Consider the following 14795-nt stretch of genomic DNA (forward strand, 5'->3'; position numbering starts at 1 on the left):
GGAATAAGCCCAAATGAATCAGAGCGAAGATACAAATTAAGCTACAAAACTGTGGCCAATTTTACTTGACCACTTCATTGCAATATCAGCACATTTTAGCAGTTCATGAGATTCAGTAGCATCATTTGGGTATATGGCGCTTCCAATGCTAACACTGCAATTTAAAGTTCTGCCTTCATGCAAAAAGGGTTTAGAAACTTCAGCTAAAATTCTATTTGCTATCATACCTATTTGATTAATATTGCAAATTCCACCTATTATAACTGCAAATTCATCGCCTCCTAAGCGTGCAAATCCTTCGTTTTGCCTCAGGCAACTATGAATCCTTTCTACTGTTTGTATTAAAATTTCGTCGCCAACACTATGCCCAAGCGTATCATTAATATTTTTGAAGTTATCTAAATCTAAAGCAAGTAACGCCACGCAGTTTTTAGCACGTTTATTGTTAGCTATCATTACTTTTAGTATTTCTTCAAAATGATATCGATTAGACAAACCAGTAAGCTGATCCCGTTCTGCCATATGCTTTACAGCAAGATAACTGTTGTGCATACGTTGTTCTGCCTCGAAGCGTTTTTTGGCATATATAAGCGCTTTATTTAAACTATCCCTCGTTATATCACCTTTTGGTAAAAAGTCTTGAGGACCTGCTTCTATACACTCAATAGCCAAAGCTGAGTTCTCTGAGGAGCTAATCATGATAATTGCGGTGTTACCGAGTTTAGGCTTTGCACGCATTTCAATTAGCATTTCAATGCCATCTTCTTTAGGCATATTATAATCGAGTAGTATTATATCAAAGTGCGTGTCTTCAATGGCTTTCAAGCCCTCGGATACGCACGTTACTTCGGTAATGTCATGATGATGAGAGCCATCAGAAATAAGCATTTTTTTAATTAATTTGCGATCAACTAAGTCATCATCAACAATTAAAATATTCATAAGTTCCTTCTAAGAGCAGCATCTACATGATGCTCGTTTATAATTGATAATTTCATAGTTAAACTTTGGGCCAAAAAATAGTGAATGTACTGCCAAGTTCCCCATCGGAGGCTACTTCAATTTTGCCCCCATAATTAATAATGAGCTTATTGGCAATACAGAGTCCAATGCCGCTCCCTTCAACATCATCTCGAGATTGCAATGTCTGAAATAACTTAAATATGAGTGAAAAATATTTAGGGTCAATTCCAGGGCCATTATCTGTTATCTCAATAATGTAATATTGATTAGAGGGGATAAGTGAAATATCGATAACCGGGTGCTCTTTATTGTTATGTTTTATTGCATTACTAATAAGATTTTGAAAAACAGTTTTAAAAGGGATCAGCGGTATATCGAGTACTTCGTTATTGGCGTGTATATCAACAGTGACAGTTTGTGAAACTTCTAAAATTTGTTCTACATTTTGGTAAATACTTTCTAAAGATATGTTTGAACGAGTTGGATCACAGCTATTTATTCTCGAGTAGCTTAGTAAATCTTCTAGCAGTACTTGCATTCTATTAGCCCGGCTGAGCACAAGCTGAAAATTTTCTAAGTGCTCTTGAGGGAGTAAATCTTTACAGTCATCATAAATCCACTCTAATAAACGTTTTATAGCATTTAATGGTGACTTGAGATCGTGTGAAGCAATACTGGTAAATTCATCTAGTTCATCGCTCATTTTTTGTAATTTTTTGATTAGGCGATCTTTTTCAGTTTCGTCTTTTTTTAGCTCGCTAATTGTTGAGTGAAACTTAGAACTGTTTATTTTATCTAATGAATTTTTACGTTGGACTAACTGATTAACAAAGTTTTTTTGTAAACTATTTAAGATTAATTTTTCTTTTTCGGTAAGTAGTGAATCACTTGGTCGGTCAAATATAAACCACCCAAATTTAAGGTTTGAGGGCAAAATAATAGGTGATACCACTCTAAATATTTTAGGAGCATGCTCGATAATCGATTCATTAAAAACGTCATCAGATAGTTGCTCTTTAGCTACTGTTATTTTTGGACCTGATTTATATAGCTCGACAGCACGTTGAGGCAGGTTAGCAACAATAGAGGATGAGCTTGCATCAAAAATGTTTAAAATTAGCTCAGCAAAGCTTTCTAAGCTTGTTTGAATGTCATTATCAAGAGAAGTCGTTAATTGCTGCTCATCTATTAATGATACACCTTCTAAATAACTCTCTACATTGGGCATTCAAACTCCTACAACAGTATTAAATAAATATGCCTCATTAAAATGAGATGCAACAAATGATTAACTTATTGTAGTTGATTATTTTGAATGTGTTGAATTATTCACTTTATAAATTAACGCCTACCTTATTATAGTCAGTAGCTTATGAATCTATTTTCTAATAAGGTCAAACTAAGTCTGATCGTGAAATTTATAACTGAATAAATAAGTATTATGTAGGGTAGTGTTCTTACTAAAGATCAACATGCCCAAGTAAAAACAGCATATTTAATCGCTCATTTGTATAATTGTTTGCGCTACGCTAAATAAGGTTTTATGCGTATCCATTGCTTGTTTTTGTAGCTGTTTATGGGCTTGCTCTTCAGTGAGTTTTAACTGTTCAATAAGTATATATTTGGCTTGGTGAATTACCTTTTGCTCACTAATTACTTTTTTAGCGTCAAATAACGCTTGGTTTATTTGTTTAATATGTTGGCTTTGCTCGATAATTAAATCGTACATACTTTTATTACTATTGAGCTTATCAGCCGCTATGTTTTGGCTTACTTCTGGCTCTGGTTGCTTAACGGCTAATTGGCCAAAAGTAGGGGCTATGTGTTGCTCTACCATATTGTTAAGTACCTGCTTATTTGTATTTAAGCTACGTTGAGCACAGGCTATTTGCATTGCTGCGGTATCAATTAACTGATCTGCTATATTTTGTTCAATTTTGTGCATTATATCTATGCGCGTAGTGGTTACTTCGTACCATACTTCGCTTAGTTGCGAGAGCGGTTGAGCGTTCTCGTCATCGAGCTTTTGCAGTAAACTTCTAAGTTGCTCTACCTGATTATTAACCTGATGGGTTGTTAGTGTGGCAAAACATTTTAAAAGGTGCGCATCGGCGTATTCATTAAAAAAGTCAAAACTGTGGTTTTGTTCTTGTACAAAATGCGCGAGTTGTTGTTTTTGCTCTGTGGTAAATTTACTCGCTGCAAATGCTTGTGCACCACAGGCACGCTCTTGTCCTGCGTATTCCTTACCTTGCATAAAATTAAAAAATGCGACTAATAAGCGCGTTATTTTAGGATCGCTTGCGCCATCTGCTGCCTCTAAAATAATATTGAGTAAACTAGCAATTAACTGAGTGAATGACTGCGTAGCATGTACCGCACTAATGTTTTGTTGTGCAATTTGCTTGCGCAATACCGGTAATGCATCGAGTGCTTGTAAGCTGTAGGTAATTAAATTAAATAACCGAGTATGGCCAGTATCGGCGTTGTCGTTTATAAATGTTTGTTTAAGAGAATCATAAAATGCAGTTTGTGCGCTGTCGCTTAAAGGGATTTGTTCTTGTAATTGGGTTTTAAATCGCTCTCGATTTGAGGCCAAAAATATATTACTCATTGCGCGTTCTTTTTGTAACTGATGTACAAAATCGCCTAATTTAGTAAGCGAGGCACAACTGTTTTGTAATTGCTTTAGCGCGTGTATTTCTTGATACTTAGCCGCTAATAAAAACTGTTTTGTGAGAGGATTGCTTGTCACCATTGGTATTATTCCACACTTTTTTGTTTTTAAAGTGCAACCACTGTTCCAATCATTAATAAATTTCATCATTGAATTTAAAATCAAGCTAATACAATTGCTTAAAGTGTTATTTTTGTTTGTCACTGTGTTTCTATAATTTAACTTACCATTACTTTTAACTTATTTGGTGCATTTAAGCATGTTATTGCACACAACTTGAACCCAAATTAAAAACAAAAAAAGCGCCTACTCCTGGGGAGGTAGTAAGCGCGAAAAGTGCATTATTCATTTTGTATCATGCGTTAACATTTATACTGTTTAATAACTCAGGGCTAATTGCCATTTTATGATTTATTACTTCACCAATCATAATTAGGGTAGGGCCTTGAAGGTTGTGTTTAGCATGCTCATTTACTATCAGTTCAAGCGTACTAGTAATTACCTTTTGCTTAGTGGTAGTGGCATTCTCTATTAGTGCAATGGGTGTATTACTTGGCCAACCCACTGATTGCAAACCGTTGCTTAGCGTTTGTAAGCGCGAAAGCCCCATATAAACCACTAAAGTGGGGTTGTTGTTTGCAGCCATAAACGCGTAATTTTGCCAATGAGGTTGCTTGTTAGGATCGGCAAACTGCGCCGTTAAAAATGTAACACTACGCGCTACATCGCGTGCAGTGAGCGGAATACCCGTATAAGCGGACGTAGCACAAGCCGTTGTGACACCTGGCACAATAGCAAAATTAATATTATGCTTGGTAAGCGCATCGGCTTCTTCGTTAATGCGTGCAAATATACTTGGATCGCCGCCTTTTAAGCGCACTACGTTTAAGCCTTGTTGCGCGTATTTAACCAGTAGTTCGCAAATGTTAGCTTGGGTCATTGAGTGCTTACCCGCACGTTTACCTACAAATACACGCTGCGCTTTTTTAGGAAGCGTTTTTAATAAATCATCGCTTACTAACCAATCGTATAAAACAACATCGGCGGTATTAATTAAACGCTGCGCTTTTACCGTAATTAGCTCTGCGTCTCCTGGGCCCGCACCAATTATATAAACGTTGCCGCTTTTGGCACTGCGATCATTTGAGCTTGTTAGCTTAGTAACAAGCTTGTTTAGCCACACGTTTTCAATACCCGAAAAATAAGACAGTACACTCATAATATTCCCCTAAGCCACAGCTGTTGTAACTTTTGGTTCAGAGCTTATAAATACACTGCCGTCTTCAACTTTTGCATTAAAAACCGGTAAGTGTATTGCTTCTGCTTCTAAACATTCGCCTGTTTCTAGGCAAAAGTGTTGCTTATATAAAGGCGATGCAACAACTAATTTATTGTCGATTGAGCCAATAATGCCACGCGATAATACATTGGCTTTGCCAATAGGGTCGTAGTTGCTAATGGCAAACACTGCCGTTGGATTTTGTGGAATGTAAAAAATAGCCACTTGCTGATTATTAACTAATGCGCATACGCCGCTATTAGCCACTAGGTTGTCGATTGTTCCAATATTATGCCAAGACATCAGCTTGCTCCTCTTCAACTTCCATCACTGGAATACGGTTTTGTGTATTACGTTGCTCACGTTTTTCGGCTTCTGTAGCAGGGCGAATTTGGTTACGCTCTTGCACAAATAAAATGTTGTCGTCGGTTTCGGGGCTATTAACAAACTGGCGGAATCGTTTGGCAGCATCTGGGCTTTCAATCGCTTTTTTCCACTCACACGCATAAGTTTGTGTAATTAACTCCATTTGCGCTTCTAGCTCGTCGCAAATGCCTAAGCTGTCGTCAATTACTACGCTTTTAAGGTAGTCTAAACCGCCTTCAAGATTTTCCATCCATACCGACGTACGCTGTAATTTGTCAGCCGTTTTAATGTAAAACATAATCACGCGGTCAATATATTTAATCAGTGTTGGCGTGTCTAAATCGGTCGCAAATAAATCAGCATGGCGAGGGCGCATACCGCCATTACCACACACGTATAAGTTCCAGCCGTTTTCGGTAGCTATAATGCCAATATCTTTACTTTGTGCTTCGGCGCATTCGCGGGTACAACCCGATACCGCCATTTTAAATTTATGCGGCGCACGTAAACCTTTGTAGCGGTTTTCAATTTCTATTGCGTGTCCAACGCTGTCTTGCACACCATAACGACACCACGTACTACCCACACACGATTTAACGGTTCTAAGAGACTTACCATAAGCATGACCTGTCTCAAATCCGGCTTCAATAAGTCGCTCCCAAATAACAGGAAGCTCTTCTAAGCGCGCACCAAATAAATCAATACGCTGACCACCAGTGACTTTGCAGTACAGGTTAAAATCTTTTGCTACTTGTCCAATTACAATGAGTTTGTCGGGGGTTATTTCGCCACCAGCGATACGGGGTACTACAGAGTACGAACCATCTTTTTGCATGTTTGCTAGGTACGTATCGTTAGTGTCTTGCAAGCCAACATGAGCAGGCTCTAAAATAAAGTCGTTCCATGTTGAGGCTAAAATAGAGCCAATGGCAGGTTTACATATTTCACAGCCATGACCGCTGCCGTGTTTAGTTAGTAAGTCATCAAAGCTTTTAATGCTTTCTACTTTTACCATGTGCAGTAGTTCTTGGCGTGAATACGCAAAGTGCTCACATACATGGTTATTTACTTCAACACCACGGCTTGCTAATTCGTTATCAACAACTGATTTTAATAACGCGGCACAACCACCACAGCCGCTTGCTGCTTTAGTGCATGATTTCACCGATGCTAAATCGCATGAGCCGCCATCAATTGCACCTACAATGTCGCCTTTACTCACATTGTGACACGAACAAATAGTGGCGGTGTCGGGTAGGGCACTGCCCGATAACGACGGCGCGCCGCCGCTGTCTGGTAAAATTAAACACTCAGGGTTTTCTGGTAAGTCCATGTCGTTAAGCATGTACTGTAATAAAGTATCGTAATCGCTGGTATCGCCAACTAGTACAGCGCCCAGTAATTTATCGCCTTTTTCACTTAGTATGATTTTTTTATAACAGCCGCGAATAGCATCTTGATATATAAGTTCTTTACAGTCTGGCGTTTTTGCATGAGCGTCGCCAATTGAGCCTACTTCTACACCTAATAACTTAAGTTTTGTGCTCATGTCGGCACCTAAAAACTCAAGCTCGCCACCACTTAATTGGCTCGCTGCAACGCGCGCCATGTTGTAACCCGGTGCAACTAAGCCAAATAGTTTTTTGTCCCACAGGGCACATTCACCAATGGCTAAAATATCAGGATCTGACGTTTGGCATTGATTATTAATGATAATACCGCCGCGTTCACCGAGTTCTAAATCAGCAATTTTACCTAGCTGATCATACGGGCGAATACCGGCAGAGAACAAAATCAGATCTGTTTCTAAAAATGACTCGTCCGAAAAATTTAATCTAAAGCGACTGGTTTCGCCTTTTACTATTTCGCTGGTTGCTTTTGATGTGTGTACCGTTACGCCAAGTTTTTCTATTTTATTTTTTAGTAGCGTACCGCCTTGTCCATCAAGTTGAACAGCCATAAGTTGGGGCGCAAATTCAACTACGTGGGTATCAAGCCCTAGTTGCTTAATGGCGTTTGCGGCTTCAAGCCCCAACAAACCACCACCAATAACAACACCGCTTTTACTTACAGCGGCACTGGCTTTTATTTGTTCTAAATCTTCTAATGTGCGATACACCAAACAATGGGGTTGGTCGTTACCTTTTATAGGCGGCACAAACGGAAATGAACCTGTAGCGAGTATCAGTTTGTCGTATGGGTATTGCTCACCGGTTAATGTGGTCACTATTTTTGCTGTTCTATCAATGCCTTCAACCCACTGGCTGGTATGCACATTAATATTAAGCTGTTTGTAGTTGTCGTGAGTGGTAAGTGCTAAATCGGCGGCGGTTTTGCCATCAAATACACTTGATAAGTACACGCGATCGTATGCAAGATTTGCTTCTCCGCAAAGTACAGTAATGTCTGCGTTGGCATCGCTTTGGCGCATTTGCTCAACAAAGTGGTGTCCGACCATACCATTACCAATAATGAGTATTTTTTGCGAGGTTTGCATAGGGCATTCCTTAAAGTGACGGTTTAAATACAAATAACAAAAAAGCCCGCCACAAATACGCAATATGCATAACTGTGTGCGGGCTTCTTTGCCGATGGTTGCTAATAGCTATTGTGCTCACAACCTAAATTTTTGCCGTAAGTAAAACGGGCTTGTTAATAGAATGTTTGCAAAAATACAGCCAGTTTTTTAAGTTATTGTTTAAATAGTATTTAATGTGTTTTTAGAGTGAGGATAAAACCTATTTTGTTATATGTTGGTGCGCGCCTGGCACTAAGAGGGTGCAAGTATTGTCATTGTTTTGTGCATTATCAGTCAATAAAACACCCATTATCATTCATTGTGTATTGAGTTAAATTTAGCCCATGAAATACGCACACGAATTACGAGCAAAATGACTAACACAAACTCAATAGATGCTTCACCTTTTCACGAAGGCGAGCTGGCAGTACAAGACAAACTCGGTAAACGAGAAATAATGGAAACATTTGGTAAACGTGCCGTGCGCTCATTTATGCCAAAGCAACATCAAGCCTTTTTTGAGCAGTTACCATTTGTGGTTGCAGGCAGTGTTGATGAAAACGCTAATCCGTGGGTATCTATTGTTTCAGGACAGTCAGGCTTTTTAAGCGCCCCCACACCTACGTCGTTATTAATGAAGCACGCGGTTGATAAAAACGACCCCTTACATGACACGTTAAATATTGCCGGCTCGCCAATTGGTTTATTAGGCATTGAGCTAAGCACGCGTAGGCGTAACCGTTTAAATGTGCGCGTAGGTGAGGCAATTAGTAATAATAAAGTGAGTTTTAATGTTGATCAATCCTTTGGAAATTGCCCGCAGTATATTCAAACGCGCGACTTAACGTTTAATAGAGATCCTTTACTTAAAAGTAATGTGGTACAAAAAGTTGAATTTAATACACTTGATAACGCAGCCAGTGCGTTAATTGACACCACCGATACATTTTTTGTTTCGAGTTTTATAACCGCTAAAAACAATCCGAAAATTGAAGGGGTTGATGTTTCTCACCGTGGTGGGTTGCCGGGCTTTGTAAAGCGAGAAGGCAACACATTAACGATTCCTGATTACGCAGGTAACAATTTTTTTAATACCTTGGGTAACTTTTTATTAAACCTAAAAGCAGGTTTGTTATTTCCTGATTTTGACACGGGTAATGTATTAATGCTTACCGGCAGCGTTGAAATTTTATGGGACGGGCACCCAGAACTTGAAGGCTTTATTGGCGCAGACCGAGGCTGGAAATTTACCCTCACTAAAGGAATGTGGCTTAAAAATTTACTCCCGTTTAGTGCTAAATTTGATGCTTATTCCCCTAACACTAAAATGACGGGCACGTGGCTTGAGGCTGATAAAAACAAACAAGCCGAAAAACTAAAACATACTTGGCAGCCTTTTAAAGTAACTAAAATAATTAAAGAAAGTAATGTAATTACCTCCTTTTATTTAGAAGGGCATAACAATATAACCTTGTTACCGTTTAAAGCAGGGCAGCATTTAACCGTACAAATACCAAGTAAAAGTAGTAGTAATAACAGTAACAGCAAACCTGTTATTAGAACCTACACCGTTTCATCAAGCCCTCATGAACTATTTTATCGGTTATCGATTAAAAAAGAGCTCAGTGGTGAGGTGTCTAACTACTTTCATAATAACGTAAAAGTAGGCGACGTTATTTTAGCTAAATACCCACAAGGGCAGTTTTTTATTGACCCAACCAGTACCAAACCTGCGGTACTCATTGGTGGCGGAATAGGTATTACACCTATGATCTCAATGGCTAAACACATTACCAATGAAGGGTTAAGAACCCGCTATACACGCCCGTTGCATATTTTTCACAGTGCTAAACATGCCCAACAGCGTGCATTTTATAACGAGCTAAAAACACTTGCAGATACGAGTGGCGGCGCAATTGATTACTACTCACTTTTATCGCAGCCAGAGCTTAGTGAAAAGCAAGACAGTGGCTTTAATTTAAAAGATGAGAGCTTTAATTTAAAAGGGCGCATAAATGCGGATGTGTTTAGATACTATTTACCACTTGATGATTACGAGTTCTTTTTATGCGGACCGCAAGCGTTTATGCAGCACGTATATAACGAACTGTTATTGCTCGGTGTGCAGGATAAAAACATATTTGCGGAAGCATTTGGACCCTCCAGTATTAAGCGCAAAGTACTTAACACAAACGAAGCGCCTAATAAAAACAAAGAGATGAGCGTAGAAGAAGCAGACAACACTGTAATTAAATTTAGTAAATCGGGCTTTGAACAGCGCTGGAACAAAGGCGATAACACTATACTTAATGTAGCCGAATCCCATGGTTTAGAACCTGAATTTGGCTGTCGAAACGGCAGCTGCGGCAGTTGCGCCGTAAAAATAAACGCAGGCGCTGTGGTGTATCGTAATAACGTAAGTTACCCAGTAGAGACAGAGCAGGCGCTAATTTGCTGCGCCGTACCAGCTAAAGGCGTTAAGGAACTTGATTTAAATCTGTAGTGTTTTGAAATATAGCGCTTTTAAATACAGCGCTTTTAAATACAAAACTATGCGCTAAAACTAAAACAACTGTTTTTTGTTAAACAAACGGAGCGTTTTAAAAACGCTCCGTTGAATTACTTTTATTAAAACTCAAAATTAAAATTGACCGTAAGCCTTCTTCCGTCTAGCACAACGCCGTAGGTTTCATTGGTCACTACACGGTCTGTAACATTGTATAAACCAGCCATTACTTTCAGATTATCAGTCATCCAATATTGTGCGCCTATGTCCATCATGGTGTAGCCGGGTGTACCATTACTTAAGCTTGTACGGCTTAAATAGTCAGTGGTTTCACCACGGTAGTTTACACGACTCCATAAATTTATCGTGTCACTCGCATCCCAGTTTAAGGTAGCATTAGCCATACTCTTGGGTATTTTATTTAAAGGCTCGCCTGCAAAGTCTCCAGATTTTTGCTCAGAGTCTGTAAAAGAGTAGTCAGCTTTAAAGCGAAGGTTGTCGGCAATACGGTAGTTTACAGTCGCTTCTACCCCTTGCATTTCTGCCTCTGAAATATTTTTTTGTGTACTCAAAAATTGATAAGTGTTCCCACTGAATTCACATTGATAGTTTTCAAAATCATTTCTATCAATATTTTCACTAATACAGTAGCGATCTTCTGCTATTTTATCATCAAAATCAGTATGATAAAACGTTAAGCTGGTCGATAGTCCAATTTTAGGATCGTTATAAATAAAACTAACTTCGTAGTTAACGCTAGTTTCTGGATCTAAGTCAGGGTTACCTATTATCAGGGCACGTGAAATGGATGTTCCAGTGGAAGATAGGTTAGGAGATCCGCCCCCACCTGTGCCTCGACCAAAGCCTGCAGTAGCTTGAGATAATGAAGGCTGAGTATATCCTGTAGAAACCCCTCCTTTAACAGTAAAGCGGTTATTTGCATGCCAGTTAGCATAAATCCTAGGTGACCAATGAGAACCAAATTGCTCATCGTTATCGTATCTTAAACCGGTAGTTATGGATAAGTCTTTTATAAAGTTCCATTCAACCTCAGTAAATAAAGCCCCAATCCATCGGTCAACTGTATCACTGGCAATAGCCACGTTGGCATCTAGTAAACCATTCGTTTCGTCAACAAGTTCTTCGGTTTTATATCGTGCACCCACAGTATAAATATGTTGCTCTGCTGCATAAGTTGCAGATGTATTAAATGTAATTATTTCTTCTTTTTTATCTTCATCTTGCACGCGTTCAGATAAATCTTGCTGAAGATAAGTGTTTGTTGTTAATTTTCCGTAATTACCCATATGGGTGAGGGAGTACATTTGTTTTTCAAATTCGTACTGTGAGCCTTCTGCATCAATAGCTATTGAGTTACCTGGTGTATGCTCAAAATCAATATTTGATGTATCGTAGGCTAGGCTCACCTTGTTTTTATCATCAACGGCCCAGTTAAATTTAACCCCAAATTGGGTTGTATCTGAGTCTGGGCGGCTAGCAGTAGCGTCGCCACCGCCAGAGTAATCACTTTCATCTGTATGTTGTATTGAGCCTGTAAGCTCCATGCCTAATACATCTTTAATTAACGCACCGCCAGCGTAAAAGTCGGTATTGTATTGATCATTACTTACATCATTCATTGATGAAGTATAGCTTGCGGCTAAACTTCCAGACCATTGCTGTGGAGCCGTACGAGTAATAATGTTAATCACTCCGCCCATTGCTTCAGAGCCGTAAAGTGATGACATAGGACCACGAATAACTTCCACACGTTCAATCATTGCAAGTGGTGGAATACCTATTTGTTTACCCCCATCTGAGCCATTAGTATTTACTGAACGACCTGCCGAAAGAGGGCGACCATCGACAAGGTATAATGTGTATTGATCATCCATACCACGGATACTAATATCTTGCATATTACCGCCACCAGTTACATATACGCCTGGTATATCGCGAACAGCATCAACAACAGTGGTATAAGATTGTTTACGTAGCTCTTCTTGTAATATGACCGAAATAGATGCAGGGGCATCTATAATTTTCTGCTGATAACCGGTTGCTGTTACAACCATTGTTTCCATTTCATTTGTTTTTTCTGCCGCTGAAGCGCTCATGGCTATAGGGATCAAAATAGCGAGAGGTAACTTTTTACAGGTCAATGGTACTAACTTCGACATTGATCGTTTGGACATTAAAATGTTCTCCTTTACATGTAGGCCTAAATTCAAGAGTGCAAATGATAATACTTATTGTTATCATGTAAAGGAAATTAAATGGAACAATGTGTTGCCAAAGTTGCAACACATGTTGATCGTTTGCTCGTGTAATGGCTAATTTATTATTATGTAAATTAGCCGTCACTGAGCGTATTAAACGCAGTAGGGATGTTGCAATGCCTCAATTTAAAGAATTACGTAGTTTTGTCTCTGTGGTTAGTTCAGGAAGCTTATCAAATTCGGCAAAAACACTGCAGTTGTCTAAATCAACTATTAGCCGACATCTTAAAAACTTAGAGCAAGATGTGGGGAGTATTTTACTTAAAAGAATGCCTAACAGCTTGGTGCCTACAGAGGCGGGGCTGTGTTTTTACGATTATTGTGAGCAAATACTGAGTATAGCGAAAGAAGCTAAACAAGAATTAGATACCTTAGATGAAAAAGTACAGGGTGAAGTAGTTATCTATGTTGATACCGGCTTATTAAGAGGATGGCTAGGTGATGTTGTTACTCAGTTTTTAACGCGCTTTCCAGATGTTAGCGTGACTCTTAAAACAGATATAAAATCTAACTCAAACCAATGGCAAGACAATATTTTGCTTTATATGGGGCAGTTACCTGAATCCAGCCAACGCCAAGAAAAACTCTGTATCCTTTGGCAGGGGGTATTTGGTAGTAAAGATTACTTTAAGTGTAATGGCTATCCTAACTCACCGGAAGACTTAATAAATACTCACTGGTTACAATTAATTGGCAATAAAAATGAGCAGTTAGTTATGACAAACCAAGGAGGAGAAACATTAAGTGTACCAGTTCCTTCGTCACGAATTCAGTCAGATCAGTTGGTGTTACAAGGAGATGCAATAAGCCAAGGGCATGGGCTTGGTTTATTACCTCTATGGCAAGCAAAAATGCGTCTTAATGCTCACCCCGAATGCTTTGAGCGTTGCTTAAAAGACTGGGTAGGTCATCCTGTTCCTATTTGGTTATGTTATCCTTTTGGCAAATTAGCCAAAAAGCAGCGTGCTTTTATAGAGCATATAAAAAGCAATTTACCGCAGGAATGGGATAATGAGCTTTGCCAAGAAATGTAAATTTTATTTAGTATTACTTAGACAATTTATTTTAAGTGTTTTAGAAACTGCAACGTAAAAAACCGCTTTTTAATCAATAAAAGTAAATGCTACTCATTATTATTTAATGTGTGACATGCTAGCATATCCTTAATATGTTCATAAATTAAAAAGGAAATATAAATGTACGGCATACTAATAAAAATGTTTTTTATAGCTGGTCTTAGTTTTTTCTCAGTAGCTAGCTTTGCTAATTACCCAATAACAATTAGCCAAGGGAATACCCAAGTTGTTATAAAACAAAAGCCTATAAAGGTAGTTGTATACGATTTAGGTGTACTTGATACATTAACAGCACTTGATGTTGATGTAACTGCGGTTGCTAAGGGAGTGTTTCCTGAGTATTTAGCCCATTATAACTCCCCAAAAAAAGCAATAGCGGGTAGTTTATTTAAGCCAGACTTTGAGGCACTTAAAAAAATTAAACCTGATTTAATTATAGTCGGACCACGCAGCCGTAGAGCATTAGATAAATTAACTGCAATTGCACCTACCATCGATTTAACATTAAGTTCCGATGATTTTGTCTCTAATATTAAAAGAAATATTATATTACTGGGTGATGTTTTTGAAAAACAACAGCAAGCAAAGTTATTGTGGAACAATCTAAATAATAAAATTAATGCTTTACAGGCTAAAGCAATGGGTAAAGGGCCAGGGCTTGTTTTATTTACTGTAAAAGATATGTTTATTGCGCACTTACCTGGAGACAGATTTGGTGTGGTGTATGAACTACTTGGTATAAAAAGCCCAGATAAAATTAATAAACCACAGCTAAAAGATAACGATAAAAGCCAAACTAAAGTGCAAAAAGCCAAACAAGCTGCAGTATTAACAAAGGATTATATGGCAACAAAACCAAATTGGCTGTTTATACTCGACAGAGGTTTAGCAACTGGTGGGCAAAGCAATATTGAGCAAGCTTTAGCAAAAGCACCGTTTATAGAAAACTCTCAAGCGTGGCAACAAAAACATGTTTACTACTTAAACCCAACGCAATGGTATGTAATAACAGGCGGCTATACGAGTGTTCTTAATACCGTGAACGAGTTAAATACTATTTGGTAAACATTTTTATTAAAGGTGAGCTGATTATGAATATTTGCTCACCAATTCACTTTAGTTAGATACAAA

The 14795-nt window shown here is 38.6% G+C and carries 10 protein-coding genes; 3 read left to right on the forward strand and 7 right to left on the reverse strand.

What is annotated here, in order from left to right; genetic code table 11:
* Positions 1–36: 36 nt before the first annotated feature.
* From AAEY68_RS07995 to nirB, 6 genes are all read right to left on the reverse strand, one after another.
* Entirely contained in the window at positions 37–942 is a 906-nt protein-coding gene (locus AAEY68_RS07995) for a two-component system response regulator (RefSeq protein ID WP_350585773.1), read from the reverse strand.
* 58 nt (positions 943–1000) lie between these two features.
* Positions 1001–2191, reverse strand: a complete 1191-nt coding sequence (locus AAEY68_RS08000; RefSeq protein ID WP_350585774.1) for a sensor histidine kinase — start codon at positions 2189–2191, stop codon at positions 1001–1003.
* Positions 2192–2458: 267 nt separating this feature from the next.
* Positions 2459–3721 carry a nitrate- and nitrite sensing domain-containing protein gene (locus tag AAEY68_RS08005; RefSeq protein WP_350585775.1) on the reverse strand — a complete coding sequence of 421 codons (1263 nt, stop codon included), beginning with the start codon at positions 3719–3721 and terminating at the stop codon, positions 2459–2461.
* Positions 3722–3995: 274 nt separating this feature from the next.
* Positions 3996–4859: a uroporphyrinogen-III C-methyltransferase gene (gene cobA, locus AAEY68_RS08010; RefSeq protein ID WP_350585776.1), complete on the reverse strand. Its 864-nt coding sequence runs from the start codon at positions 4857–4859 to the stop codon at positions 3996–3998.
* Positions 4860–4868: 9 nt separating this feature from the next.
* On the reverse strand, positions 4869–5222 hold the full coding sequence (gene nirD / locus AAEY68_RS08015) for a nitrite reductase small subunit NirD (protein WP_350585777.1): 354 nt from the start codon (positions 5220–5222) through the stop codon (positions 4869–4871).
* Positions 5209–7782 (reverse strand): nitrite reductase large subunit NirB, encoded by a 2574-nt coding sequence (nirB, locus tag AAEY68_RS08020; protein ID WP_008135479.1) that lies wholly within the window; start codon positions 7780–7782, stop codon positions 5209–5211. Before nirB ends, nirD begins: the two co-directional genes overlap by 14 nt.
* Positions 7783–8176: 394 nt before the next feature.
* Here nirB and AAEY68_RS08025 point away from each other — a divergent pair, with 394 nt between their 5' ends.
* The gene (locus AAEY68_RS08025) at positions 8177–10306 is read left to right on the forward strand and encodes a 2Fe-2S iron-sulfur cluster-binding protein (protein WP_350585778.1); all 2130 of its coding nucleotides are present in this window, start codon (positions 8177–8179) and stop codon (positions 10304–10306) included.
* A gap of 125 nt (positions 10307–10431) precedes the next feature.
* On the opposite strand, the gene AAEY68_RS08030 is transcribed toward AAEY68_RS08025, so the two are convergent.
* On the reverse strand, positions 10432–12504 hold the full coding sequence (locus tag AAEY68_RS08030; protein WP_350585779.1) for a TonB-dependent receptor domain-containing protein: 2073 nt from the start codon (positions 12502–12504) through the stop codon (positions 10432–10434).
* A gap of 200 nt (positions 12505–12704) precedes the next feature.
* Between AAEY68_RS08030 and AAEY68_RS08035 the strand changes: the two genes are divergently transcribed.
* Together AAEY68_RS08035 and AAEY68_RS08040 are read left to right on the forward strand one after the other, a co-directional pair.
* Positions 12705–13622, forward strand: coding sequence for a LysR family transcriptional regulator (locus tag AAEY68_RS08035; RefSeq protein WP_350585780.1), 918 nt, complete (start codon positions 12705–12707; stop codon positions 13620–13622).
* 162 nt (positions 13623–13784) lie between these two features.
* Entirely contained in the window at positions 13785–14729 is a 945-nt protein-coding gene (locus AAEY68_RS08040) for a siderophore ABC transporter substrate-binding protein (protein ID WP_350585781.1), read from the forward strand.
* Positions 14730–14795 lie beyond the last annotated feature (66 nt).

Origin of the sequence: Pseudoalteromonas sp. RB2-MNA-CIBAN-0110, from assembly GCF_040309305.1 — a bacterium.
Taxonomy (GTDB): domain Bacteria; phylum Pseudomonadota; class Gammaproteobacteria; order Enterobacterales; family Alteromonadaceae; genus Pseudoalteromonas; species Pseudoalteromonas arctica.

Coding starts and splice junctions, on each gene's coding strand:
- AAEY68_RS08030 (WP_350585779.1), bottom strand. CDS start 12,504: ATGTCCAAACGATCAATGTCGAAGTTAGTACCATTGACCTGTAAAAAG.
- AAEY68_RS08000 (WP_350585774.1), bottom strand. CDS start 2,191: ATGCCCAATGTAGAGAGTTATTTAGAAGGTGTATCATTAATAGATGAG.
- AAEY68_RS08025 (WP_350585778.1), top strand. CDS start 8,177: ATGACTAACACAAACTCAATAGATGCTTCACCTTTTCACGAAGGCGAG.
- nirD (WP_350585777.1), bottom strand. CDS start 5,222: ATGTCTTGGCATAATATTGGAACAATCGACAACCTAGTGGCTAATAGC.
- AAEY68_RS07995 (WP_350585773.1), bottom strand. CDS start 942: ATGAATATTTTAATTGTTGATGATGACTTAGTTGATCGCAAATTAATT.
- cobA (WP_350585776.1), bottom strand. CDS start 4,859: ATGAGTGTACTGTCTTATTTTTCGGGTATTGAAAACGTGTGGCTAAAC.
- AAEY68_RS08035 (WP_350585780.1), top strand. CDS start 12,705: ATGCCTCAATTTAAAGAATTACGTAGTTTTGTCTCTGTGGTTAGTTCA.
- AAEY68_RS08040 (WP_350585781.1), top strand. CDS start 13,785: ATGTACGGCATACTAATAAAAATGTTTTTTATAGCTGGTCTTAGTTTT.
- AAEY68_RS08005 (WP_350585775.1), bottom strand. CDS start 3,721: ATGGTGACAAGCAATCCTCTCACAAAACAGTTTTTATTAGCGGCTAAG.
- nirB (WP_008135479.1), bottom strand. CDS start 7,782: ATGCAAACCTCGCAAAAAATACTCATTATTGGTAATGGTATGGTCGGA.